The 23473-nt window shown below is 72.7% G+C and carries 23 protein-coding genes and 1 pseudogene; 19 read left to right on the top strand and 5 right to left on the bottom strand.

Annotation, left to right across the window (positions count from 1 at the left end):
• The first annotated feature begins 17 nt into the window (after positions 1-17).
• Entirely contained in the window at positions 18-425 is a 408-nt protein-coding gene (locus tag NDW01_RS07070) for a hypothetical protein (RefSeq protein WP_252817858.1), read from the top strand.
• 19 nt (positions 426-444) lie between these two features.
• Here the strand turns inward: NDW01_RS07070 and NDW01_RS07065 are convergent, their stop codons facing one another.
• On the bottom strand, positions 445-1599 hold the full coding sequence (locus NDW01_RS07065; RefSeq protein WP_252817855.1) for an NADH-quinone oxidoreductase subunit D: 1155 nt from the start codon (positions 1597-1599) through the stop codon (positions 445-447).
• Between the two features lie 271 nt (positions 1600-1870).
• On the opposite strand from NDW01_RS07065, the gene NDW01_RS07060 reads away from it, so the two are divergent.
• The 3 genes from NDW01_RS07060 to NDW01_RS07050 are packed head-to-tail and all read left to right on the top strand — an operon-like array spanning position 1871 to position 5162.
• Positions 1871-2533, top strand: a complete 663-nt coding sequence (locus NDW01_RS07060) for a PH domain-containing protein (RefSeq protein ID WP_252817852.1) — start codon at positions 1871-1873, stop codon at positions 2531-2533.
• The gene (locus NDW01_RS07055; protein ID WP_252817850.1) at positions 2530-3975 is read left to right on the top strand and encodes a PH domain-containing protein; all 1446 of its coding nucleotides are present in this window, start codon (positions 2530-2532) and stop codon (positions 3973-3975) included. The genes NDW01_RS07060 and NDW01_RS07055 overlap by 4 nt, the downstream gene beginning before the upstream one ends.
• The gene (locus NDW01_RS07050; protein WP_252817847.1) at positions 3972-5162 is read left to right on the top strand and encodes a cytochrome P450; all 1191 of its coding nucleotides are present in this window, start codon (positions 3972-3974) and stop codon (positions 5160-5162) included. The genes NDW01_RS07055 and NDW01_RS07050 overlap by 4 nt, the downstream gene beginning before the upstream one ends.
• Positions 5163-5245: 83 nt before the next feature.
• On the opposite strand, the gene NDW01_RS07045 is transcribed toward NDW01_RS07050, so the two are convergent.
• Positions 5246-6253, bottom strand: coding sequence for an SAM-dependent methyltransferase (locus tag NDW01_RS07045; protein WP_308211660.1), 1008 nt, complete (start codon positions 6251-6253; stop codon positions 5246-5248).
• Positions 6254-6344: 91 nt separating this feature from the next.
• Between NDW01_RS07045 and NDW01_RS07040 the strand changes: the two genes are divergently transcribed.
• Together NDW01_RS07040 and NDW01_RS07035 are read left to right on the top strand one after the other, a co-directional pair.
• Positions 6345-7559, top strand: coding sequence for a sensor histidine kinase (locus NDW01_RS07040; RefSeq protein WP_252817846.1), 1215 nt, complete (start codon positions 6345-6347; stop codon positions 7557-7559).
• A complete protein-coding gene (locus tag NDW01_RS07035; RefSeq protein WP_252817844.1) occupies positions 7556-8236 on the top strand; it encodes a response regulator transcription factor in 681 nt (226 codons plus the stop codon). Before NDW01_RS07040 ends, NDW01_RS07035 begins: the two co-directional genes overlap by 4 nt.
• On the opposite strand, the gene NDW01_RS07030 is transcribed toward NDW01_RS07035, so the two are convergent.
• Positions 8200-8787: a TetR/AcrR family transcriptional regulator gene (locus NDW01_RS07030; protein WP_252817843.1), complete on the bottom strand. Its 588-nt coding sequence runs from the start codon at positions 8785-8787 to the stop codon at positions 8200-8202. The genes NDW01_RS07035 and NDW01_RS07030 overlap by 37 nt on opposite strands.
• Positions 8788-8841: 54 nt before the next feature.
• On the opposite strand from NDW01_RS07030, the pseudogene NDW01_RS44260 reads away from it, so the two are divergent.
• Together NDW01_RS44260 and NDW01_RS07020 are read left to right on the top strand one after the other, a co-directional pair.
• Positions 8842-9339, top strand: a pseudogene (locus NDW01_RS44260) (NADP-dependent oxidoreductase); the annotation flags it as partial.
• Positions 9340-9413: 74 nt separating this feature from the next.
• On the top strand, positions 9414-9644 hold the full coding sequence (locus NDW01_RS07020) for a zinc-binding dehydrogenase (RefSeq protein WP_252817838.1): 231 nt from the start codon (positions 9414-9416) through the stop codon (positions 9642-9644).
• A 522-nt stretch (positions 9645-10166) separates the two neighbouring features.
• On the opposite strand, the gene NDW01_RS07015 is transcribed toward NDW01_RS07020, so the two are convergent.
• A complete protein-coding gene (locus tag NDW01_RS07015; protein WP_252817835.1) occupies positions 10167-10877 on the bottom strand; it encodes a hypothetical protein in 711 nt (236 codons plus the stop codon).
• 310 nt (positions 10878-11187) lie between these two features.
• On the opposite strand from NDW01_RS07015, the gene NDW01_RS07010 reads away from it, so the two are divergent.
• The 7 genes from NDW01_RS07010 (at position 11188) to NDW01_RS06980 (ending at position 18207) form a co-directional block, all read left to right on the top strand.
• A complete protein-coding gene (locus tag NDW01_RS07010; protein ID WP_252817832.1) occupies positions 11188-11934 on the top strand; it encodes an ABC transporter ATP-binding protein in 747 nt (248 codons plus the stop codon).
• 2 nt (positions 11935-11936) lie between these two features.
• Positions 11937-14438, top strand: a complete 2502-nt coding sequence (locus NDW01_RS07005) for an ABC transporter permease (RefSeq protein ID WP_252817828.1) — start codon at positions 11937-11939, stop codon at positions 14436-14438.
• Between the two features lie 163 nt (positions 14439-14601).
• Complete coding sequence (locus NDW01_RS43490; protein WP_252779334.1) at positions 14602-14907, top strand: chaplin; 306 nt, start codon at positions 14602-14604, stop codon at positions 14905-14907.
• A gap of 174 nt (positions 14908-15081) precedes the next feature.
• A complete protein-coding gene (locus tag NDW01_RS06995; RefSeq protein WP_252817826.1) occupies positions 15082-15999 on the top strand; it encodes a Rossmann-like and DUF2520 domain-containing protein in 918 nt (305 codons plus the stop codon).
• The gene (gene panC, locus NDW01_RS06990; protein WP_252817824.1) at positions 15996-16865 is read left to right on the top strand and encodes a pantoate--beta-alanine ligase; all 870 of its coding nucleotides are present in this window, start codon (positions 15996-15998) and stop codon (positions 16863-16865) included. Before NDW01_RS06995 ends, panC begins: the two co-directional genes overlap by 4 nt.
• Before the next feature lie 5 nt (positions 16866-16870).
• Positions 16871-17290, top strand: coding sequence for an aspartate 1-decarboxylase (gene panD, locus NDW01_RS06985; protein WP_252817821.1), 420 nt, complete (start codon positions 16871-16873; stop codon positions 17288-17290).
• A 50-nt stretch (positions 17291-17340) separates the two neighbouring features.
• Positions 17341-18207: an alpha/beta fold hydrolase gene (locus NDW01_RS06980; protein ID WP_252817818.1), complete on the top strand. Its 867-nt coding sequence runs from the start codon at positions 17341-17343 to the stop codon at positions 18205-18207.
• A 4-nt stretch (positions 18208-18211) separates the two neighbouring features.
• On the opposite strand, the gene NDW01_RS06975 is transcribed toward NDW01_RS06980, so the two are convergent.
• Positions 18212-19180, bottom strand: a complete 969-nt coding sequence (locus NDW01_RS06975; RefSeq protein ID WP_252817815.1) for a nuclear transport factor 2 family protein — start codon at positions 19178-19180, stop codon at positions 18212-18214.
• A gap of 89 nt (positions 19181-19269) precedes the next feature.
• On the opposite strand from NDW01_RS06975, the gene NDW01_RS06970 reads away from it, so the two are divergent.
• From NDW01_RS06970 to NDW01_RS06955, 4 genes are all read left to right on the top strand, one after another.
• Complete coding sequence (locus NDW01_RS06970; protein WP_252817812.1) at positions 19270-19848, top strand: TetR/AcrR family transcriptional regulator; 579 nt, start codon at positions 19270-19272, stop codon at positions 19846-19848.
• Positions 19849-20024: 176 nt separating this feature from the next.
• Complete coding sequence (locus tag NDW01_RS06965; protein WP_252817811.1) at positions 20025-21656, top strand: L-aspartate oxidase; 1632 nt, start codon at positions 20025-20027, stop codon at positions 21654-21656.
• Positions 21653-22534, top strand: coding sequence for a carboxylating nicotinate-nucleotide diphosphorylase (gene nadC / locus NDW01_RS06960; RefSeq protein WP_252817810.1), 882 nt, complete (start codon positions 21653-21655; stop codon positions 22532-22534). Before NDW01_RS06965 ends, nadC begins: the two co-directional genes overlap by 4 nt.
• Positions 22535-22620: 86 nt before the next feature.
• A complete protein-coding gene (locus NDW01_RS06955) occupies positions 22621-23412 on the top strand; it encodes a type III pantothenate kinase (RefSeq protein ID WP_252817808.1) in 792 nt (263 codons plus the stop codon).
• The last annotated feature ends 61 nt before the right edge of the window (positions 23413-23473 follow it).

Genomic DNA, 23473 nt, shown 5'->3' with positions numbered 1-23473 from the left:
CTAGAACAGGAACCAGAATGCTGACCAAGCGACTGACCATCCGACTGCTCGGCGGCACGGCCGTCGCGGGCACCCTGCTCCTCAGCGCCGCGTGCGGAGGCGGCGGCAAGAGCTCGGCCCAGAGCGGCGGTCCGGCCGGCGAGGGCGGCGGCCCGAACGCCGGCGCCACGTCCGCCTACCGGCAGTGCATGGAGAAACAGGGCGTGACGATGCCCGGCCGGGGACCGGGCATGGGCGCCCCCGGCGGCCGGCCCTCCGGTAAGCCGTCCGGCAGGCCATCGGGCATGCCGACCGCCAGGCCATCGGGCCGCCCGAGCGGCATGCCGAGCATGTCCGCCGCCCAGAAGAAGGCCGCCCAGGCCTGCGCCTCCCTCCGCCCCACCGCCCCCGGCAACCAGAACGCCCCCGCCCAGCCCACCGGCTGACGGGTCGTCGTAGGACCGGCTACTTGTCGATGTCGCCGACGACGAAGAACATCGAGCCGAGGATGGCGATCATGTCGGCGACGAGGTGGCCCGGCAGCATCTCGCGGAGGACCTGGATGTTGTTGAAGGACGCCGACCGGAGCTTCAGCCGCCACGGGGTCTTCTCGCCGTGGGAGACGAGGTAGTAGCCGTTGATGCCGAGAGGGTTCTCCGTCCACGCGTACGTGTGACCCTCCGGCACCTTCAGCACCTTCGGCAGCCGTACGTTGATCGGGCCGGGCGGCAGCTCCTTCAGCCGGGCGACGCAGGCGTCGGCCAGGTCGAGTGAGGCGTGCACCTGGTCGAGGAGGCACTCGAACCGCGCCAGGCAGTCGCCCTCGGTCCGGGTGACCACGCGGAGCACGTCCTGCAGCTCGCCGTACGCGAGGTACGGCTCGTCGCGCCGCAGGTCGAAGTCGACGCCGGAGGCGCGGGCGATCGGTCCCGACACGCCGTACTGCTCGATCTGGTCGCGGGTCAGCACGCCGACGCCGCGGGTGCGGGCCCGGAAGATCTCGTTGCCCCGGATGAGCTTGTCGATGTCGCCGACGCCGTGGCGCACCGCGGTGACGGCGTCGGTGACGCGGCCGAGCCAGCCGGCGGGCAGCTCGTCCTTCAGGCCGCCGACCCGGTTGAACATGTAGTGCAGCCGGCCGCCGGAGATCTCCTCCATGACGCGCTGCAGCTGCTCGCGCTCGCGGAAGGAGTAGAAGATCGGCGTGATCGCCCCGACCTCCAGAGGGTACGAGCCGAGGAACATCAGGTGGTTGAGCACGCGGTTCAGCTCGGCGAGGAGGGTGCGCGCCCACACCGCGCGGACCGGCACCTCCATGCCCAGCATGCGCTCGACCGCCAGGACGACGCCCAGCTCGCTGGCGAACGCCGACAGCCAGTCGTGGCGGTTGGCCAGCACGATGATCTGCCGGTAGTCGCGGACCTCGAAGAGCTTCTCCGCGCCCCGGTGCATGTACCCGATGATCGGCTCGGCGGCGGCGATCCGCTCGCCGTCCAGGGTGATCCGCAGGCGCAACACGCCGTGCGTGGAGGGGTGCTGCGGCCCGATGTTGAGCGTCATGTCCTCGGTGGCGAGGTCCTTGGTCCCCGCGCCCACGCCCACGATCCGCTCGGTGCTCACTGCCGCGCTCGCCTTCTCACTCGCTGCGCGGCCGGCTCGTTCCTCGCCGACCACTCCGCTCGCTCGGCGGCTCGCCGCTGGATGCTCACTGCCGCGCTCGCCTTCTCACTCGCTGCGCGGCCGGCTCGTTCCTCGCCGACCACTCCGCTCGCTCGGCGGCTCGCCGCTGGATGCTCACTGCCGCGCTCGCCTTCTCACTCGCCTCGATCACCCATCCTGCCATGACGGGTCTCGCGGGAGGCGGCCCGGTTGGGGTTGACTAAGGCGCGACATGAACGCTGGCGATCAGTATCCGAATCCGCGCGCGGCGCAGGACATGCCGCCGGGCAGTCCGAGCATGCTGCCGCCCGGCGCGTCGCTCGGCCCGCAGCACGGCCCGATGCCTCCGCCGCCCGCCCCGAACGGGCCGTCGATGCCCTCCGTAGTGCCCATCGGCGCGCGGGCGGAGCAGGCGTTCGACCCGCCGAGCGGCATGGCGTGGGTGCGGGTCTCGCCCAAGCTCACCTGGCAGCGGCGCATCACCGTGCTGCTGTGGGCGCTTCCGGTGACGGTCGTCGGCGCGTTCGTGCTGTCGCGGACGCGCGGCCTCGCCGGCGGCCTGATCTGGCTCGCCGTGGTCCTGGTCGCCTGTGCCGTGGGCTGGATCGTCGCCGAGCTGAGCTACCGGTCATGGGGCTTCGCGGAGCGGGCCGACGACCTGCTGGTCACGCACGGCTTCTTCGTCCGGCACCTCGTCGTCGTGCCGTACGGGCGCATGCAGTACGTCGACGTGACGGCCGGGCTGCTCGAACAGTGGCTGGGGGTGGCGACGGTGCGGCTGCACACCGCGGCGGCGGCCACCGACGCGCGGATCCCCGGCCTGCCCGCCCGCGACGCCGCGATCCTGCGCGACCGGCTCGCGCAGAAGGGCGAAGCGAGGTCGATCGGACTATGAACGGTCCCTACGGGCCGGGGCGGCCGCCGTACGGGCCTCCGCCGCGCCCGCGGTTCACCCCGCCGATGTACGGGCCCGCGCCGTACGGGTACGGGCCGCCGCCGTACGGTCCGCCGCCCAAGCCGCCCGTGCACTTCTCCCATGGCGTGCACCGGCTGCACATGGCCACCGCGGTGATCAACGCGGTCGGGGTCGTCGTCATCGCCTTCGTGCTCGGCGGCTACTCGCTGTTGCTGACCCAGACCCCCGACGGCGTCGCCCTGGTCCTCACCCCGCGAATCATCGCCCGCTTCCTCGCCGTGATGCTGCCGGCGACCGTCGTGGCCGCGGCCATCGGGTTCTGGAGCTGGTGGTCGCTGAAGTTCTGGATCTCCGGGGACGACCTGGTCGTCGAGACCGGCATCCTGCGGCGCCGCAACCGCCGGATCCCGCTGGCGCACATGCAGGCCGTGGACGTCGTACGGCCGCTGGTGTCACGGCTGTTCGGGCTCGCCGAGGTGCGGGTGGAGCTGGCCGGCGGCGATCAGGCCGAGACGAAGTTCCGCTTCCTGGGGCGGCCGCCGGCCGAGCAGCTGCGGGCCGAGCTGCTGGCCCGGGCCGCCGGGCTGCCCGGCCACACGCCCGAGGCGCCCGAACGCCCGTACTGGCGGGTCGGGTTCGGGACGCTGCTCGGTTCGCAGCTGATGAAGCTGCCGGTCATCGGAGCGCTGATGCTGCTGGTGGCCCTGCTGGCGTTCGGGGTCGTGTTCGGCGAGCCCGGCGTGCTGGCGGCGGCGCTGCCGGTGCTGCTGGGCCTGGCCCGCGGTGTGGTCGCGCCGCTGGTCATGCACACCAACTTCACCGCGGCCCTGTCCCCGGACGGCCTGCGGCTGCGGTACGGCCTGATGGAGACCCGGATGCAGACCGTGCCGCCGGGCCGGGTGCAGGCCGTCCGGGTCGTCGAGCCGGTGCTGTGGCGCGGGAACGGCTGGGCGCGCATCGACGTCACCGTCGCCGGTTACGTCGGGGACCGGCAGGCGCTGTCGTCGGTGCTGCTGCCGGTCGCGCCCCGTGAGGTCGCGCTGCGGATGGTCGGCCTGGTCTTCCCCGGCACGAACGCCGAGGCGGTGCCGCTGCTGCCCGCACCCCGTTCGTGGCTCGCGCCGTTCCGCAAGGGGGAGGCCGGCACGGACGACCGGCTGTTCGTCACCCGCCGGGGCCGGGTGTGCCGCCGGCTCGACGTGGTCGCCCACGCGCGGGCGCAGAGCGTCCGCCTCACCGCCGGCCCGTTCCAGCGTTTGCTGGGGCTCGGTACCGTTCACATCGACGCGCCACCTGGACCGGTCCAGGTCGCCGCGGAGGATCGCGAGCTCGGGGAGGCCCGCGCGATCGTCGAGTCGGCGGCCGGGCGGGCGCACCGGGCGCGTGCGACCGACATCCGTACCGAACGGTGGGCCCGTTGAACGAATACAACCCCGGATCGCCGGCCTTCGTCGCCGACCCGTACCCCGTCTTCGAACGCCTGCGCCGCGAGTCGCCGGTCTTCTTCCACGAGCCGACGAACCAGTGGGTCATCTCGCGCTACGCCGACGTCAACGCGCTGCTGCGGGACCGGCGGCTCGGCCGGACGTACCATCACGTCGCCACCGACGAGGAGTTCGGCCGCGAGCCGCAGCCGGAGTCCCTGAAGCCGTTCTGGGACCTCAACGACGCGGGCATGCTCGACATGGAGCCGCCGGACCACACCCGCCTGCGGCGGCTGGTGTCGAAGGCGTTCACCCCGCGGATGGTCGAGGACCTGCGGCCCCGGATCCGGGCGCTCGCCGAGGGGCTGGTCGGCGGCCTGGTCGAGCGGGGCGGCGGGAACCTGATCGCCGAGGTCGCCGAGCCGCTGCCGGTGACCGTGATCGCCGAGATGCTCGGCGTTCCCGAGGCCGACCGGCACCTGCTGCGCCCGTGGTCGGCGGACATGTGCGGGATGTACCAGCTGAACCCGTCCCAGGAGATCCAGGACGCGGCGGTGCGCTCCTCGATCGAGTTCTCCGGCTACCTGCGCGACCTGTCCCGTGCCCGCCGGAAGGACCCGCGCGACGACCTCATCAGCGCGCTGTGCCAGGTCGAGGGCCTCACCGAGGGCGAGCTGATCGGCACCTGCGCCCTGCTGCTCAACGCGGGGCACGAGGCGACCGTGAACGCCACCGGCAACTCCTGGTGGGCGCTGTTCCGTAACCCCGGCGAGCTGGAGCGGCTGCGCGCCGACCACGACCTGATCCCCACCGCGGTGGAGGAGCTGCTGCGGTACGACACGCCGCTGCCGCTGTTCGAGCGCTGGGTGCTGGAGGACATCGAGGTCGGCGGGGTGCCGATCCCGCGCGGCGCCGAGGTCGCCCTGCAGTTCGCCTCGTCGTGCCGGGATCCGGAGGTCTTCGCCGACCCGGACGTGCTGGACCTGTCACGGACGCCCAATCCGCACCTGGCGTTCAGCGCCGGAATTCACTTCTGCCTCGGTGCCCCGCTGGCGCGGGTGGAGCTCGCCGAGTCGTTCCGCGCGTTCCTCCGGCTCGCGCCCGGGCTCACCGTCAAGGCGGACCCCGAGTGGAAACCGGGCTACGTCCTGCGCGGCCTGCGGGCGCTCCAGGTCGAGGTCTGAGCCCTCACACCGAGGTCTGAGCCTTCACGCCGAAGCCGAGGCTTCACGTCAGGGGCCGAGCCTTCACACCGAGGGCCGAGCCCTCACGCCGAGGGTTGGGCCTCGCGCAGGACGGCGGGCACGTCGACCCCGACGGTCTGGACCAGCCATCCGAAACTGCCCAGGCCGGACGGGTCGATCAGCTCGGCGTCCTCGCCGGCGGCGCGCAGCGCCCGGAGGTAGCCGCGCGGGTCCGACCGGGCCAGGTCCAGCGCGGGCCGCTCGCCGCGCAGCCCGAGCGCGCGCAGCGCCGTGCGCTGGGTCGTGAGCAGAGTGCCGGTCGCCCCGCCCCGGAGGCCCGCCTCGGCACAGGCGTCGAGGGCGACGTGCGCGGTGATGTCACAGGAACCGTCGGGCACCGGCGCGACGCAGCGGCCGTCCCGGTAGCCGGTCAGGGTGCCGTACGGCGGGCGGTGGTCCCGCTCGTGCGCGTAGTCGACGGCCAGGGCCAGACCGCCCCGCAGCCGCCGCAGGACCGATTCCCACGCCGCGCAGCGATGGCGGCCGATCTCGGCGCGGTCACCGGGCTCGCGCAGCGGCCACCAGCGTTCGAACCACTCGGTGTCCTCCGGGGAGGGCGCGGGGCCCGGGATCTCCGCTCCGGTGAGCGGGTCCACGACGACCAGGCGTGGCCCCTCGTCGGTCAGCTCGACGACGTCGACGGGCACGTTGTCCAGCCACTCGTTGGCGACGACCAGCCCGGTGATCTCCTCGGGCGGCGTGGAACGCCACTCGATCGCCCCGCTCAGCCCCTCGGGCCGCGGGGCCACCTCGACGGCGATCGGCCGCAGCCGCCCGGCCAGGCTCGTCACGGGCAGGATCTCGGCGAGCAGCTCCCCGCAGCCGGCCCCCACGTCCACCAGGTCGAACGGGTCCGGGTGACCCAGGGCCGTGTCGACCTCGACGATCAGCCGGGCCAGGGCCAGGGCGAACCGGTGTGAGGCGTGCACCGAGGTCCGGAAGTGCGCGGCGGGCCGCTCACCCCGCGTGTAGAAGCCCTCGGGCCCGTACAGCGCCCCCTGCATCGCCGCCCGCCACCCGACCTGACCCACCTCTCGACCGTACCGCGTGCGCCTCCCGGTGGACTCCGCCTCAGACTCGCGGTTGACGCGCCACCGGCGCCCCCGAACGTACGCTGATGCGGTGTTCGCCCGTCTCTTCGCCTGGCTCCGCCGCCATCCCCGGCTCGTCGACCTCCTGTGGGCGCTGCCGCTCACCGGCATGTCGCTGGCCTTGACCAGCACGTACACGAGCCCGGGCATTCCCGGTCGCCGTGTGATCCCGTGGTACGCCTATCTGGTCTTCGTGGCCGCCATGTGCGTTCCGATGATCTGGCGCCGACGATGGCCGCGTGCGACGTTCGCGGTCGTCGCGGTCGTCGCGTTGGTGCAGTGGGCCCTCGACTTCCAGATCGTCCCGGCGGACTTCAACCTCTTCGTCGCGCTGTACACGGTCGCGGCCGCGTGCGCGTTCCGCTGGTCGCTCGCGGCGGTCCTCATCGTCGAGCTCGGCGGCGTGATGGCCACATGGCGTTGGCAGAAGGGGCCGAACAGTTTCGGGAGCTGGAGCACGCTGCTCCCTCAAGCGGTCTTCACCGGTGCGATGTGGATGTGGGGGCTCTACATGAGCACCCGGCGGAAGTACACGGCCGAGCTGGAGGAGCGCGCCAAGCGTCTCGAACGCGAGCGGGACGCCCACGCCCAGGTCGCCGCGGCCGCCGAACGCGCCCGGATCGCGCGGGAGATGCACGACGTCATCGCGCACAGCGTCAGCGTGATGGTGGTCCAGGCCGACGGCGCGTCGTACATGGTGGACATCGACCCGGCACGGGCGCGGCGGGCGATGGAGGCGATCGGGACGACCGGGCGGCAGGCGCTCACCGAGATGCGGCGCATGCTGGGCGTCCTGCGCGAACGAGGGGACGCCGGCCCGTACGCGCCGCAGCCCGGCGTCGAGCAGCTCGCCGAGCTGGTCGACCAGATCCGCTCGGCGGGGCTCCCGGTCGGCCTCACGATCGAGGGGGTGCCGTCGGAGCTGCCGACCGCGCTGCAGCTGACGGTGTACCGCATCGTCCAGGAGGCGCTGACGAACACCCGCAAGCACGCCGGACCCGCGGCCACGGCGGAGGTGAACCTCCACTACGGTGATGACGCGGTGGAGATCCGCATCCGCGACGACGGCCGGGGCGCTTCCACGTTGAGCGACGGGCAGGGCCACGGCCTGGTCGGCATGAACGAACGCGCCGCCCTCTACGGCGGGTCGGTGCGCACCGGGCCACGGCCCGGCGGCGGATGGGAGGTCTTCGCCCACCTCCCGGTGACCGAGTCCCAACGACGAGAAGAGACGAGCGCGGCATGACGGACGAGGAACGACCGATTCGGGTCCTGCTCGTCGACGACCAGGAGCTCGTACGCGCGGGGTTCCGCATGGTGCTCGACGCGCAGCCGGGCCTGGAGGTCGCCGGTGAGGCCGGCGACGGCGAGCAGGCCGTGCGGGTCGCCCGGCAGACCCCGGCCCACGTCGTCCTCATGGACGTGCGGATGCCGCGCATGGACGGCATCGAGGCCACCCGCCGGATCTGCGCGCTGCCGGACGCTCCCAAGGTCATCATCCTGACCACGTTCGACCTGGACGAGTACGCCTTCGCCGCGCTGAAGGCCGGGGCGGCCGGGTTCCTGCTGAAGGACGCCGGCCCGACGCAGCTCATCGAGGCCATCCACGCGGTCTGCTCCGGTGACGCGGTCGTCGCGCCCAGCACCACGCGGCGGCTGATCGACAAGTTCGTGCCGCACCTCCCCGCCGAGGAGCCCGCGCCGGACGGCCGGCTGGACACCCTCACGGCCCGCGAGCGCGAGGTCCTCAACCTCGTGGCCAAGGGCCTGTCGAACGGCGAGATCGCGGGCCGTCTGTACGTCTCCGAGGCGACCGTCAAGACCCACGTCGGCCGGATCCTCATGAAGCTGGAGCTCCGCGACCGCGTCCAGGCGGTGGTCTTCGCCTACGAGACCGGCCTCGTCCGCAGCGGCGCCGACTGACCGGCGGCAGCCGGTAGGACCGCGCTCGCGACGACCTCGAAGAGGTGATCGGCGCGTGGCGCGAGCGAGGGCTGATCGCCGGCCCAGGCGAGCATGGCGATCAGCGCGAACAGATCGTCGCCGTCGATGTCGCCGCGCGCCACGCCGGCGGCCTGGGCGCGGGTGAGGAGCCGCGCGCCGGCCGCGCGCAGGGTGACGCACGAGGCGTGGAGCGCGGATTCGGTGTCCTCGATGGCGGCCGCCATCAGCACGGTCACGCCCCGGTACTCGGTCGTCCACGCGACGCAGTCGTGTAGCCACGAGACGAGAGCGTCCTCGGGCGAGCGCGATGCCTCGAGCTCGCCCGCCTTCGCCGTCAGCGCGTCGAAGCTCGTGTGGAGCAGGGCGTCGAGCAGTGCCTCGCGCGTCGGGAAGTGCCGCAGCAGCGTCGCGAGCCCGACCTCGGCCCTGCGCGCGATGTCGCGCAGGGCCACGTCGACGCCTTGCTCGGTGATGGCGGCGCCCGCCACTGCGAGCAGCTGGTCACGGTTCTTCCTGGCGTCCGCGCGCATCTGTCCGCATGACCACGATGCCCGGGGAGCCCGAAGCGACCGTCAGGCTGCCTGGTGATCCCGGGGACGGACGTGTCGGGTGTCGTCGAGGCCGTCGCCGCGGGCGTGGACGCGTTCGCCGTCGGCGATGAGGTCTTCGGTCTGCTGCGTTTCCCCGGCTTCGACGGCAGCGCCTACGCCGAATACGTGGCCGCGCCGGCGTCGGACCTCGCACGCAAGCCGGCCGCCGTCGACCACGTGCATGCCGCCGGGGCGCCCATGGCCGGGCTCACCGTGTGGCAGTTCCTGATCGACGTCGGACACGATCACCCCTCGCCCTTCCAGGAGGCGCGGCACCGCCCGACGGCTCTCGACGCCGGCACGAGGGTGCTCGTCAACGGCGCCGCGGGCGGCGTGGGCCACCTCGCGCTCCAACTGGCGAAGTGGAAGGGCGCACGTGTCATCGCGGTGGCATCGGGCGGGCATGAGTCGTTCCTGCGCGAACTCGGCGCTGACGAGTTCATCGACTACACCAGGAGCCGCCCCGAAGAACTCGTGCACGACATCGACCTCGTCCTCGACGCCGTCGGCGGCCCCGACAGCAGGCGCTTCCTGCGCACGCTCAAGCGCGGAGCTCCCAGTTCCCCGTGCTTCCCGGGGACTTCGACGAAGAAGAGATCGAGAAGCTGGGCGTCACGGTCTCGAGTGGCCAGGTCCGCTCGAACGGCGCGCAGCTCGCCGAACTGGGACGGCTGCTCGACACGGGCACGGTCCGCGTCGCCATCGACAGCACGTTCGCGCTGGCGGACGCCCGGGCAGCGCACGAACGTGCCGCCCGAGGGCACATCCAGGGCAAGATCGTCCTCACGGCCGCCTAGCAGCATGAGCGGGTTCGGCATGACGACGACTGCGGCTTTCGGCTGGGGAGGCAGCCGGCTCGGCACAACGTGACCAACACGTTCTTCCGCCGAGCGGACGCCGACACGGCAGTGGTGGGGGCCTACCTGATCCTGACGTCGCACGCGGGCGTCACGTCGCCGTCCTCGTGGCCTGGTCGCCGTCGATGGTGCCGAACGATGACCGGTTCGCCGGGCGTGTGAGGTCACTACCGACGCCATAGCGGCTGGCCGATCGGGCGGATGTCGTCCGGCCAGGCGGGATGCACGGCCTCGGCGGTGCGTGAAGCGGTTCGTCGTAGGGACTGATCAACCCCTCGCCAGGAGCAAAGACTCACTCAGCTGGAGCAACGGCGTGGCGCCCGGCGTGTGGCCGCGCGCGAGGGTGTTCGGTGCGACCACACGCAGGACGCTGATCAGCGCGGGCCGTAGGCGCGGACGACGGTCCGGTCGACGGCGTTGTCCGCGCCGTCGCCCGCGCGGAGACGGATCGAGCGAGATCCGTTACCGGTCCCGTGTCCGGGCCGCTTGCCAGGTGAGCATCTCGAGCTCTTCGATGTAGGGGTCTCTGGCGAGAGTGATCCACCGCCAGGCGAGGCCTCCAGCGATGACGCCCAGGAACAAGGTGAGACCGACCGGGCCTTCCAGCGACCGTTTGCCGAGCGTCGCGGGATCATCGGGGTCGTAACGAATATCCGTATCTCCGCCCGGCAGCTCCCCGGAGTACGTCCTGCCGGCCACGACCCAGGTCCCCCTACAGGTGGAGGTGGTCACCCGGCCGGTGCGGGAGTCGTGGCTGACGGCGCAACTCCGCACCTCAGCGGTGCCTCGGGCGGTCGCCCGGATGTCCGCGGTCATGGACTGCACGAACAGGCCGAAGGTCGTCAGGGCGACCAGGGCCGCCACGTACGCCAGCGAGCCGGTCCCGCTGAGGCGCGGGTTCCCCGCGAGTTCGTGCGGGCGGGCCAGCTCCGGTCGCCATTCCGCCAGCGTGTCGCCGGCCCAGCCGTTACGGATACCGACCAGCAGGAGTAGCGCGACACCGCCAGCGGTCATGAGCCCCGAGGCCTTGACGAGGTCGAAGAACCGGTGGTCCCAGCCGGCGAAGAGGGGGAACGCCGGCGCCATGGCAACCAGGTAACCGGTCAGCAGGCGGCCCCCGCTCCGCCATCGCCGGAGCACCGAGGCCACGGCGGCCCTCTCGGCCTCGGACATCACCACGGGTCGGGTCGAGTACGCAGGAGACCACGATCGGATCCGGCCGGGTACTGCGCACCCGCGGCCGACGGTCTCGGCGACCTCTTCGATGCGGCGTGCCCGGTGGCGAACATGCCCCTCAGACGGCCGCCACGTCGTCGGCGTTCCGTACGGTCCCGGGTCATCCTGGCCCGTACGACCTGAGGCTGATGGGGCGGATTCCTGTCACCGAGGAGGCTGACTCGACGCTGTCCGCAGGGGCGATGGCGGCGGGGCTGCGGAGATCTACCGTCGATCACGACGTTCCGACCCAGACCAAGGAGTAGTCGTGACAAGCACCGCCGTGGGCGCTCCGCCCGCCGTCCTGGCGCACAACGTGATCAAGGACTACGGCACCGGTGAGGCCACCGTCCGGGCGCTGCACGGGGTGAGCGTGGGGTTCGCCCGCGGCGCGTTCACCGCCATCATGGGCCCGTCGGGCTCCGGCAAGTCCACGCTGATGCACTGCCTGGCGGGCCTGGACACGGTGAACGAGGGCGCGATCCGCATCGGCGACGTGGAGATCACCCGCCTGTCGGACAAGCAGCTCACCCACCTGCGCCGGGACCGGATCGGCTTCATCTTCCAGGCGTTCAACCTCTTGCCGACGCTCACCGCCGAGCAGAACATCCTCCTGCCCCTGGAGTTGTCGGGCCGCACGCTGGACCGAAGGTGGTTCGACCACGTCGTCGACACGGTGGGGCTGCGGCCGCGCCTGTCGCACCGCCCGAGTGAACTGTCCGGCGGCCAGCAGCAGCGGGTGGCCTGCGCCCGCGCCCTCGTCAGCCGGCCCGAGGTCATCTTCGCGGACGAGCCGACGGGCAACCTCGATTCCAAGTCCGGTGCCGAGGTCCTGTCGTTCCTGCGCTCCTCGGTACGGGAGATGGGCCAGACGATCGTGATGGTCACGCACGACCCGGTGGCGGCCTCGTACGCCGACCGGGTGGTGTTCCTGCGCGACGGGCGGATCATCACCGAGCTGTACGGCCCGACCCCGGACGGCGTTCTGGACACGCTGAAGAGCCTGGAGTCCTGACGATGCTGAAGACGACACTCGCCGGGCTTCGCGCGCACCTGCTGCGCCTCATGCTCACCGCCCTCGCCATCACCCTCGGCGTGGGCTTCGTCGCCGGCACGTTCGTGCTGACCGACACGATGAAGGCCGGGTTCGACCGTCAGTTCACCGCCTCCGCCCAGAAGGTCTCGGTCGCCGTCCTGACAGACGACAAGAAGATCCCGGACGCGACGCTGCGCGCCGTACGCGCCGTGCAGGGGGTCCAGGACGCCCAGGGTCTCGTACGCGGCGACGCCGCGCTGCTCGGCAAGGACGGCCGGGCCTACGGCGAGACGCCCACCCTGGGGATGTCCATCGTCACCGGGCCGCTGGCCCGCTACACGATCACCAAGGGCCGCGCCCCGGGCGGTCCGGGCGAGGCCGTCCTGGAGAAGGGCGTGGCCGGGCACACGGGATACAGGGTCGGGGACACGATCCGGGTCCTGGACAAGAAGGGCACCGCGCACTCCTTCACGGTCACGGGGCTGGTCGACGTCGGCGTCGACCAGGAGATCGGCTTCCGCGGCGCCGTCGGCTTCACCGAGCCGGTGGCGCGGCAGATGACCGGGGAACCCGGCTACGTCGAGGTCGACGTCAAGGGCGCCGCCGGCGTTTCGAACGACCGGCTGCGCGCCGCCGTCGCCGCGGCGGCCGGGCCGTCGTACACGACCGTGACCAGCCACGGCCTCGCCAAGAGGCTCGCCGCCACGTCGGGCCTGAACGTGGACGACATCGCGACGTTCTTCCTCGCGTTCGCGTTGGTGGCGCTGTTCGTGGCCGCGCTCGTCATCTACAACACGTTCAACATCCTGATCGCCCAGCGGACGCGGGAGATGGCGCTGCTGCGCTGCGTCGGGGCGACCCGCGGCCAGGTGTTCCGTGGGGTCCTCGTCGAGTCGGTGGTGGTCGGCCTGCTGGCCTCGGTGCTCGGCGTGCTCATCGGGATCGGGCTCGGGTACGGCGCCGCGCTCATCTTCGACTCCGGGAGCGGCGTGCCGGGCGGTTCGCTGGTCGTCTCGCCCACCCCGTTTTTCGTCGGCATTCCCGTGGGACTCGCGGTGACCGTGCTGTCGGCGCTGATGCCGGCCCGCGCGGCGACGCGGGTGCCGCCGGTCGCGGCGCTGCGGACGCAGTCGGAGGGCCGGGTGCGGGGACGCGCCGGGATCGCCCGGATCGTCGTCGGGGCGCTCCTCGGCGTCGCCGGGGTGGGCGTCGCGGCCCTCGCGCTGACCGCCACGCCCGGTAAGGGACCGTTCCTCGAGATCGTGGCGGCGGGCGCGCTCGTCTTCCTGGGCGTCATCGCGCTCAGCCCGCTGATCGTCGGGGCCCTGAGCGGGGTCGTCGGCGGGCTGCCGGCACGGGTCTTCGGCGTCCCCGGCCGGCTGGCCCTGGCCAACTCGCGGCGCAATCCCAAGCGCGCCGCGGTCACCACGGTCGCGCTGACGGTCGGCGTCACGCTGATGACGATGTTCTCGGTGGCGCTGGCGTCCGTACGGACCACGGCGGACAACAACATCCGCGACCACTTCCCGGTCGACTACCGGCTGACCGCGCAGTCGGGCCCGGACGACCGGCCGATCCCCGGCGCCGCGGTGGCGCACCTGCGCGCCGATCCGCAGTTCTCGGCCGTCATCGAGGTACGGACGGCGTCCGCCACGGTCGGCGGCCGGAAGCAGGACGTCAGCTCGGTCACGCAGGGGGCCCTCGGGCACGAGCTGAAGCCCAAGATCTCCGCCGGCTCCCTCGCGGACCTGCGGCCGGGCGCCCTCGTGCTGCACGATGACGACGCCAAGATGTTCGGCGTACGGGTCGGCGGGACGGTGCCCGTACGGACCGCGCACGGCACCATGACCCTGCGCGTCGCCGCGATCACCTCCGGCGAGGAGTCGGTCCTTCCGGACATCCTGCTCGACCAGTCGGACTTCACCCGGTCGTTCGGGCCGAAGGATCCTGAGCAGGTCTACCTGATCGCCGGGAAGGGGGTCTCGGCGGACGCCTCCCGGGCGGCCGTCAACAAAGCGCTCCGGGACTACCCGGCGGTGCGGGTGAGCTCGGCCGCGGACATCAAGGACCAGCTGTCGAAGGCCCTCGACCAGGCCTTCCTGCTCGTCGCCGCCCTGCTCGCCCTGGCGATCGTCATCTCGCTGATCGGCATCGCGAACACGCTGACCCTGTCGGTGGTGGAACGGACCAGGGAGTCGGCCCTGCTGCGGGCCCTCGGCCTGACCCGGCGCGGCCTGCGCCGGATGCTCTCCCTGGAGGCTCTGATCATCTCGCTGATCGGCGCGCTCGTCGGCGTGGTGATGGGGACGGCGCTCGGCTGGGCGGCGATCTCCGCCGCCGTCGACGACGCGGCGCTCGGGCTGCCGGTCGGCCGGATCGTCCTGTTCATCCTCCTGGCGGCCGTCGCCGGCGTCGTCGCGGCGATCATGCCCGGCCGGCGGGCCGCGCGGACCTCGATCGTCGAGTCCCTCGCCGCCGACTAGACGGGACGTTATCGACGCTCGGCGACATAACAGTCACCTGATGTAACGATTCGATTTCGCCAAGGTAGATCCGCTTACCGTTACCTGGGAGTAGCTGAGTAACTACCGTACGTACCGGCCGCCCTCCGGGGCGGCTGCGAACCGAAGTACGGGAGGAGCTCAGGTGCTCAAGAAACTCACCGCGGCCGGGGTGGCGGCGGCCGCCGTCACGGGTGCGCTGCTGCTGGCCGCCCCGGCCAACGCGGCCGACATCGGCACGAGCGGCGAGGGAGGCGTCCTGTCCGGCAACCAGGTCCTCGTGCCGATCACGGCCCCGATCAACGTCTGCGGCAACAGCGTCGCCGTCATCGGTGGCGCACTCGCCGGCTGCCGCGGCGGCGCCTCGGTCGGCGGCGGGCATGGGTACCGCCCGCCGTGCCACCACCACCACCGCCCGCCCTGCCACCACCGTCCGTGGTCGTCGTCCTGACCCGGTCGCACAGGTAACAGCGTTCACCGGCCCGCCCGCAGTGCCACCGGGCGGGCCGGTGTGCTGCCCGGCCCAGGCGCAGGCCTCGGCCGCGAGGCGCGGAACGGTGCGCTGCCCGGCCCGATATAAGCTGTGGCGGCACCGTCCGGTACCCGCGAAGGACTGGAACGATCAATGACCGCCTCCCATGACCGGCCGGGACGACTGGCCGTCGGCGTGGTCGGCGTCGGCCGCGTCGGCTCGGCCCTCGGCCACGCGCTCACGCTCGCCGGCCACTCGGTCGTGGCCGCCGCGGGCGTCTCCGAGGCCTCCCGCGAACGCGCGAGCCAGCGGCTGCCCGGCGTGCCCCTTCTTCCCGTCCAGGACGTCGTCTCCGCCGCCGACCTGGTCCTGCTCACCGTCCCCGACGACGCGCTCGCGCCGCTCGTCGCCGGGCTCGTCGCGACCGACGTCAAGGTCGAGGGCAAGCTGCTGGCGCACACGAGCGGCCGGTACGGCGTCCGCGTCCTCGACCCGGCCACGCGCGCCGGAGCCCTGCCGCTCGCCCTGCACCCGGTGATGACCTTCACCGGGCGGCCCGACGACGTCCACCGGCTCGCCGGGATCAGCTTCGGCGTGACCTCGCCCGAGCCGCTGCGGCCCGTCGCCGAGGCCCTCGTCGTGGAGATGGGCGGCGAGCCCGTCTGGATCCCCGAGGAGCGCCGCGCCCTCTACCACGCGGCCCTCGCGGGCGGCGCGAACCACCTCGTCACGCTCGTCGCCGAGTCGATGGACCTGCTGACGCGGGCCGGCGTCGAGGCGCCGGGCCGGATGCTCGGGCCGCTGCTCGGCGCGGCGCTCGACAACGCGCTGCGGCTCGGCGTCCGGGGCCTGACCGGCCCGGTCGTGCGCGGCGACGCCGGGACGGTCGCCGAGCACGTCACCGAACTCGCCCGCATCTCACCCGAGGCGCACGACGCGTACATCGCGCTGGCCCGGCTCACCGCCGACCGCGCGCTGGCGGCCGGGCTGCTCCGCGCGGAGGACGCCGAACGCCTGCTCGACGCCCTCGCGGGCGGCCGTGGAGACGACATCGAGGGGACCGAGGATTGACACCCATCATCGCCCGCACACGTGAGGAGCTCACCGCCGCCCGCGCCTCCCAGGGCACGCTGGCGCTGGTCCCGACGATGGGCGCGCTGCACGAGGGCCACCGGTCGCTGCTGCGCCGGGCCCGCGAGCTGGCCGACACCGTCGCGGTGAGCATCTTCGTCAACCCGCTGCAGTTCGGGCCGGACGAGGACCTCGACCGGTACCCCCGTACCCTCCCCGACGACATCGAGATCTGCGCGGCGGAGGGCGTCGACCTGGTGTTCGCGCCGACCGTCGACGTCATGTACCCGCCGACCGCGCTCGGCGCACGGGTCACCGTCGACTCCGGGCCGATGGGGACGGTCGTGGAAGGGGCCTGCCGCCCCGGCCACTTCGACGGCGTGCTGACCGTCGTCCTCAAGCTGTTCAACCTGGTCCGCCCGGACGTCGCCGTCTTCGGTGAGAAGGACGCCCAGCAGCTCGCGGTGATCCGCCGGATGGTCGCCGACCTGAACGTCCCCGTCCGCATCGTCGGCTCCCCGACCGTGCGCGAGGCGGACGGCCTGGCGCTGTCCAGCCGTAACCGCTACCTGTCGGCGGCCGAGCGCCTCACCGCCGTGTCGCTGTCGATGGCCCTGCGCGCGGGTGCCGAGGCGGTCGGCGACGGCCCCGCCAAGGTCGTACGGGCGGCGCGGACCGTGCTCGACGGCGCGATCGCCGCCGACCCGCCGCTCGAGCTCGACTACCTGGTGCTCGTCGACCCGGAGACGTTCCAGGAGGTCGACGACGCCCACACGGGTCCGGCCGTGCTCGCCGTCGCGGGCCGGGTCGGCACCACCCACCTCATCGACAACGTCCCCCTGCTCTTCGGTCCCGCCTCGGAGTGACCCCCATGTTCCGCACGATGTTCAAGTCCAAGATCCACCGGGCCACGGTCACTCAGGCCGACCTGCACTACGTCGGCTCCGTCACGATCGACGAGGACCTCATGGAGGCCGCCGACCTGCTGCCGGGCGAGCAGGTCCAGATCGTCGACATCACCAACGGCGCCCGCCTGGAGACGTACGTCATCACCGGCCCGCGCGGCAGCGGGGTCATCGGCATCAATGGCGCCGCCGCCCACCTCGTCCATCCCGGCGACCTGGTGATCATCATCAGCTACGCCGCGATGACCGACGCGGAGGCCCGGGCGTTCCAGCCCAGCGTCGTCCATGTCGACCGCGACAACCGGATCGTCGACCTGGGCACCGACCCGGCCGAACCGGTCCCCGGCACGGCCGACGTCCGCGGCGACGCCCTGACGCCGCGCTGAGACCCGCGCGTGGCCGATGAGTTCCGTCGGCGCGGCCGGTCCGTACCTGCATGACCGAACTCGAGACGTACACGCTGGCCGTGCCGGGCGCCGTGCTCCACTACGACGTCCGGCGCAATGACGCGAGCACCGAGCCGGTGCTGCTGCTCATCGGGTCGCCGATGGGCGCCGCCGGCTTCGTCACCCTCGCCGGGCACTTCGCCGACCGTACGGTCGTGACCTACGATCCGCGCGGCGCGGAGCGCAGCAAGGTCCCCGGCGAGGTCGCGGAGTCCACACCCGACGACCACGCGGACGACCTGCACCGGCTGATCTCCACGCTGGACGCGGGGCCGGTGGACGTCTTCGCCAGCAGCGGCGGCGCGGTGAACGCCCTGGCCCTGGTGGCCCGGCACCCGGAGCAGGTGCGGACGCTGGTGGCGCACGAGCCACCGGCCTCCCGGGAACTACCGGACCGGGAGGTGGTCCTCGCCGCGTGCGTCGACATCAACGAGACCTACCGGCGCAGCGGCTCCGGCCCGGCGATGGCGAAGTTCATCAGGCTCGTCTCCCATGACGGCCCGCTCCCGGCGGGGTACGCCGACGAGCCCGCTCCGGACCCCGCCGCCTTCGGGCTGCCGACCGAGGACGACGGCTCTCGCGACGACGCGCTGCTCGGCCGGAACATGGTCTTCTGCAACCACTACCGGCACGACTTCGACGCGCTCCGGGCGGCGTCGACCCGCATCGTGATCGGCGTGGGCGCCGCGTCGGGGGAGACCCTCCCCAAGCGCACGGCCGTGGCCGTCGCCGAGCGGCTCGGGATCACGCCGGTCACCTTCCCCGGGAACCACATCGGCTTCGCCGGCGGTGAGTACGGCCAGACGGGCGAGCCGGACGCCTTCGCCGCCACCCTCCGCTCCGTCCTCACCGGCTGACGGCTCACCGGCCGGCCGCGGCGGCGGCCGCCAGCACGTCCAGGTAGTCGCGTTGGTGGGCGATGCGGCCGTCGCGGACGGTGAGGACGATGAGGTTCGCGATCGAGCAGGGCAGCCCGCTCGCCGTCGCGGTGCCCACGATGGCGTGCTCGGCGACGATGACCTCCGGGTCCGTCGTCTCGTGGACGACGACGCCGCGGAACTCCTCGATCTTCAGGGCCCGGCCCATCGCCGCCCGCAGGTGGGCCCGGATCTCCTCCCGGCCGTGCAGGGAGCGCGGGAGGCCGGGCGCGGCGAAGGGGAACTCCAGGATCGCGTCCGTCGCGTACAGGTCGGCGTAGTCGTCGGGCGATCCATCGAGCGCGGCCCGCAGGATCCGCTCGTACACCCCGCGCGGCCCGGGCACCGGCGTCCCCGACTCCGACATCGAGGTCTCCGAAGCGGACGCCGGGGTCTCCGGGGCGGACGCCGGGCCGGCCGGGCCGGACGGCGACCAGGGGGAGAGCGCCGGGTCCGGAGCAAGGGCCGGGAGGCCGCGGACGCCGGCGCGCAGCGCGTCGGGAGAGCCGAGGGCCTCGGCGATGGCCAGGACCGGCTGGTACTCGCGCCACAGCCGGACGCGGCCGTCGCGGACCCGCAGGACGAGGACGAACGGCGCGGAGGCGGAACGGCCGGTGGTCGTCACCGTGCCGGCCATCGCGTACTCCACGACGATGACCTCGGGGTCGGTGGTCTCGTGCACGCGGACGTCGCGGAACTCCTCGAACCGTACGGGCAGGGCCGCCCGGCTCGTCTCGGTGTGCGCGTGGAACTCCGCGCCGTTCTCCTCGAAGCGCCGGGGCGCTCCGGGCGGCGCGCAGGGCAGCTCGATCGTCACGTCCCCGGAGCGCAGCGCCTCCGGCGCCCCCCACTCGCCGCGCAGCACCCTGGTGCGAAAGCTCTCGAACACCTGCCGTGGACCGGTCGCCGCCATGCTGAGACCTCCATTCGCTCAACGTCCGTTGAGTCTCAACGAGCGTAGAGCGAAATCGGATCTTCGGTCAACGCCGGTAGATTCAGGCCGTGCGCGACGCCAACCAGCCGATGAGCCGGGCGGAGCGGAGACGCCGGACGGAGGGGCGGATCCTCGCCGCCGCCCGCGCGCGCTTCGCCGAGGTCGGGTACGACCGGACGACGATCCGCGCGGTCGCGGCGGCGGCCGAGGTGGATCCCGCGCTCGTCATGCAGTACTTCGGGGACAAGAAGGAGCTGTTCCGCCGGGCGGTCGAGGTCCCGCCCGACGAGGAGCTGCCCGGCGACCCCGCGGGGCTCATCGACCTGCTCCTTTCCATCGTCGGGGTCAAGCTCGGCGAACTCCCGCAGACGTCTCTGCCGCTGCTGCGCTCGACGTTCACTCATCCGGAGGCGACCGAGCGGATGCGGGCCGCGATGACCCGGCAGGTCGAGCAGGCGAGCGCCGCCATCCCGGGCGAGGAGGCCGAGCTGCGCGCCGCGCTGATCCTGGCGATCCTGTTCGGCGTGTCCACCGGACGGAACCTGATCGAGCTCGGCCCGCTCCGCGGCGCGACGCCGGAGCAGATCACGCGGCTGCTCCGGCCGTGCTTCGAGGCGCTGACCGGTCAGGCTTCGCCCGAGACGTGATTCGCGGACGCGAAGACGCTGGACGCGGCGGTCGTGAGCGCTGCCGCGCTGGTGACCACGGAGGGGCGGGCGGCTGACAAGGACGACCCTGGCGGAATCAGGCGGACCCGGCGGAGTGGTGCGGTACGGGCGACGGGTTATAGTCAATCTGACGAGAATGCCTCCGAGGAGGGTCCATGATCCCCCGACGCCTCACCGCGCCCGATCCGGGCTGGACGATCGACACCGACATCATCGTGATCGGCTCCGGCGTCGCCGGGCTCGTGACGGCCCTGCGCGCACGTACGGCCGGACGGGTGCTGCTGGTCACCAAGGCGCTGCTCGACGACGGGTCCACTCGGTGGGCCCAGGGCGGCATCGCGGCGGCCCTGCACCCGGACGACTCCCCGGAGGAGCACCTCCGGGACACGCTCACCGCCGGCGTCGGCCTCTGCGACGACGAGGCCGTACGCGTGCTCGTGACCGAGGGCCCCGACGCCGTTCGCGAACTGATCGAGCTCGGCGCCGAGTTCGACCGGGGCGAGGACGGGCGAGTGGCCCTGACCCGCGAGGGCGGCCACCTCAAGCGCCGCATCGCGCACGCGGGCGGTGACGCCACCGGCGCCGAGGTCAGCCGGGCCTTGCTCGCGAAGATCAAGGACTCCGGCATCGAGGTCATCGAGCACGCCCTGGTGCTCGACCTGCTGATGGAGCAGGGCCGGGCCGCCGGGGTGACGCTGCACGTCATGGGGGAGGGGCGCCGCGACGGCGTCGGAGCCGCCCGCGCCCGTGCGGTGATCCTCGCGACCGGCGGTCTGGGCCAGGTCTTCCAGGCCACCACGAACCCGGAGGTGTCGACCGGCGACGGCGTCGCGCTCGCGCTGCGCGCCGGAGCGGCCGTGACCGACCTGGAGTTCGTGCAGTTCCACCCCACGGTCATGTGGCTCGGCCCGGACGCGAAGGGCCGACAGCCGCTGATCTCCGAGGCCGTACGCGGCGAGGGGGCGTACCTCATCGACGAGCGGGGTGACCGGTTCATGGCCGGGCGGCACCCGCTGGCCGACCTCGCCCCGCGCGACGTCGTCGCCAAGGCGATCATGGCGATGATGCGGGAGACCGGCGCCCCCTGCGCGTACCTCGACGGCCGGAACCTCGGGCCGCGCACCTGGGCGAACCGGTTCCCGACCATCCTCGCGGCCTGTGAGGAGCACGGCATCGACCCGGTGCACGAGCCGATCCCGGTGATCCCGGCCGCGCACTACGCCAGCGGCGGCGTCCGTACGGATCTGTGGGGCCGCACGTCCGTCCCCGGCCTGTACGCCTGCGGTGAGGTCGCCTGCACCGGCGTGCACGGCGCGAACCGGCTCGCCTCGAACTCCCTCCTCGAAGGTCTCGTCTTCGGCCGCCGGATCGCCGAGGCGCTGCCCGCCGACCTCGCCGCGGACGCCCCCGCCGGTACCGCTTCGGGTGGGGCCGTCGCGGGGCCGGCGTTGCTGGACCCGAGCGTGCACGCCGACGTTCAGCAGGTCATGACCTCCTGCGCCGGCGTCCTGCGGAACGGTCCAGGACTGGAGCGCGCCGCACGCGACCTCGCCGCGCTCGCGGACCGTACGACCGGTGAGCCGTGCACCGAGGCGTGGGAGGCGACCAACCTGCACACCGTGGCGTCGCTGATCGTGGCGGCGGCCCGGCGCCGGGAGGAGACCCGGGGCAGCCACTGGCGGGAGGACTTCCCCGACGCCGACGAGAACTGGCTCGGTCACCTGGTCTCGACCCTCGCCGACGACGGAACCATCACCACCGACTACGAGCCCCGGGAGCTTTCGTGAACGCCGAACTCGAGACGAGGCTGCGCACCGCCGGACTCGATCCCCAGGCTGTGGACGGCCTCGTCCGTACGGCGCTGGCCGAGGACGGCGAGACGGACGTCACCAGCGAGCCGATCTTCCCGCCCACCGCCACCGGCCGCGCCGACATGGTGGCCCGGCAGTCCGGCGTCGTCGCCGGCCTCCCCGTCGCCGAACTGGTCTTCGCGATCCTCTCTCCGGAGACCGGCGACGGCCTGAAGGTCGTGACCCGGGTCGAGGACGGGGCCCGGATCGCGCCCGGCGACGTCCTGCTCACCGTCGAGGGCCCGCTGGTGCCGCTGCTGCGCGCGGAGCGCACCGCGCTGAACTTCCTCACCCACCTGTCCGGCGTCGCGAGCCTCACCCGCCGCTGGGCGGACGAGATCGCGCACACGAAGGCGCACGTCCGGGACACCCGCAAGACGCTGCCGGGCCTGCGCGCGCTGCAGAAGTACGCCGTCCGCCTCGGCGGCGGCGTGAACCACCGCATGTCCCTCGCCGACGCGGCACTGATCAAGGACAACCACGTCGCCGCCGCCGGGTCGGTGACCGCCGCGTTCACCGCCGTCACCGCCCCCGGCCTGCACGTTCAGGTGGAGTGCGACACCCTCGCCCAGGTGCGCGAGGCGCTGGCCGCCGGGGCGCGCTCGATCCTCCTGGACAACATGAGCATCGCCGAGATGACCGAGGCCGTGCGCCTGACCGACGGCCGGGCCGAACTGGAGGCCAGCGGCGGGCTCACGATCGACGGGGCCCGCGCCGTGGCCGAGACCGGAGTCGACTACCTTGCCGTGGGGGCGCTGACCCACTCGGCAGGCGCGCTCGACATCGGCCTTGACCTCTCGGGAGCGGCGAGCTGACGAGTGAGCGGAGTGGACGGCGAGGAACGAGCCGTCCGCGAAGCGAGCGAGGAGGCGAGCGCGACCATCAACACAGCGGGGACCTGATGCTGCTCACGATCGACGTCGGTAACACCCACACGGTGCTCGGCCTCTTCCAGGGGGAGGAGGTCATCGAGCACTGGCGCATCAACACCGACTCCCGGCGTACCGCGGACGAGATCGCGGTCGTCCTGCAGGGCCTCGTGCAGCAGAGCCCGCTGCTGGCCGACACCGACATCAGCGGCATCGCGCTGTGCTCCACCGTTCCCTCGGTCCTGCACGAGATGCGGGAGATGTGCCGCCGCTACTACGGGGACGTCACCGCCGTCATCGTCGAGCCCGGCGTCAAGACCGGCGTGCCGATCCGGATGGACAACCCGAAGGAGGTCGGCTCCGACCGGATCATCAACTCCCTCGCCGCCGGCCACATCTACGGCGGCCCCGCGATCGTGGTCGACTTCGGCACCGCGACGACGTTCGACGCCGTCTCGGGCAAGGGGGAGTACGTCGGCGGCGCCATCGCCCCCGGCATCGAGATCTCCGTCGACGCGCTGTCCGCGCGCGGCGCCCAGCTGCACAAGGTGGAGCTCGTACGGCCCCGCAGCGTCATCGGCAAGAACACCGTGGAGGCGCTGCAGTCCGGCATCATCTACGGCTTCGCCGGCCAGGTGGACGGCGTCGTACGGCGCATGTCGGAGGAGCTGGCCGACGACCCGGAGGAGGTCACCGTCGTCGCGACCGGCGGCCTCGCCCCGCTCGTCCTGGAAGAGGCCCGCAGCATCGACGTGTACGAGCCGTGGCTGACGCTGATCGGCCTGCGCCTCGTCTACGAGCGCAACGTCGGCGTCTCGGGCTGATCGCCCAGGCGACAGGGGGCTCGGCGGCCGGTGGAGGTCCACCGGCCCGGTAGCCTTTTCA

Source organism: Actinoallomurus soli (assembly GCF_024055715.1).
GTDB classification, from domain to species: domain Bacteria; phylum Actinomycetota; class Actinomycetes; order Streptosporangiales; family Streptosporangiaceae; genus Actinoallomurus; species Actinoallomurus soli.
The sequence above is the reverse complement of the archived record's forward strand: the minus strand, read 5'-3'. Positions and strand labels throughout refer to the sequence as shown.

Excerpts from the sequence above, each read along its gene's own strand:
- NDW01_RS07070 (WP_252817858.1), top strand. The coding sequence starts at position 18 with ATGCTGACCAAGCGACTGACCATCCGACTGCTCGGCGGCACGGCCGTC.
- NDW01_RS07060 (WP_252817852.1), top strand. The coding sequence starts at position 1,871 with ATGAACGCTGGCGATCAGTATCCGAATCCGCGCGCGGCGCAGGACATG.
- NDW01_RS07055 (WP_252817850.1), top strand. The coding sequence starts at position 2,530 with ATGAACGGTCCCTACGGGCCGGGGCGGCCGCCGTACGGGCCTCCGCCG.
- NDW01_RS07035 (WP_252817844.1), top strand. The coding sequence starts at position 7,556 with ATGACGGACGAGGAACGACCGATTCGGGTCCTGCTCGTCGACGACCAG.
- NDW01_RS07030 (WP_252817843.1), bottom strand. The coding sequence starts at position 8,787 with ATGCGCGCGGACGCCAGGAAGAACCGTGACCAGCTGCTCGCAGTGGCG.
- NDW01_RS07015 (WP_252817835.1), bottom strand. The coding sequence starts at position 10,877 with ATGTCCGAGGCCGAGAGGGCCGCCGTGGCCTCGGTGCTCCGGCGATGG.
- NDW01_RS07005 (WP_252817828.1), top strand. The coding sequence starts at position 11,937 with ATGCTGAAGACGACACTCGCCGGGCTTCGCGCGCACCTGCTGCGCCTC.
- NDW01_RS06995 (WP_252817826.1), top strand. The coding sequence starts at position 15,082 with ATGACCGCCTCCCATGACCGGCCGGGACGACTGGCCGTCGGCGTGGTC.
- panD (WP_252817821.1), top strand. The coding sequence starts at position 16,871 with ATGTTCCGCACGATGTTCAAGTCCAAGATCCACCGGGCCACGGTCACT.
- NDW01_RS06980 (WP_252817818.1), top strand. The coding sequence starts at position 17,341 with ATGACCGAACTCGAGACGTACACGCTGGCCGTGCCGGGCGCCGTGCTC.
- NDW01_RS06975 (WP_252817815.1), bottom strand. The coding sequence starts at position 19,180 with ATGGCGGCGACCGGTCCACGGCAGGTGTTCGAGAGCTTTCGCACCAGG.
- NDW01_RS06965 (WP_252817811.1), top strand. The coding sequence starts at position 20,025 with ATGATCCCCCGACGCCTCACCGCGCCCGATCCGGGCTGGACGATCGAC.
- NDW01_RS06955 (WP_252817808.1), top strand. The coding sequence starts at position 22,621 with ATGCTGCTCACGATCGACGTCGGTAACACCCACACGGTGCTCGGCCTC.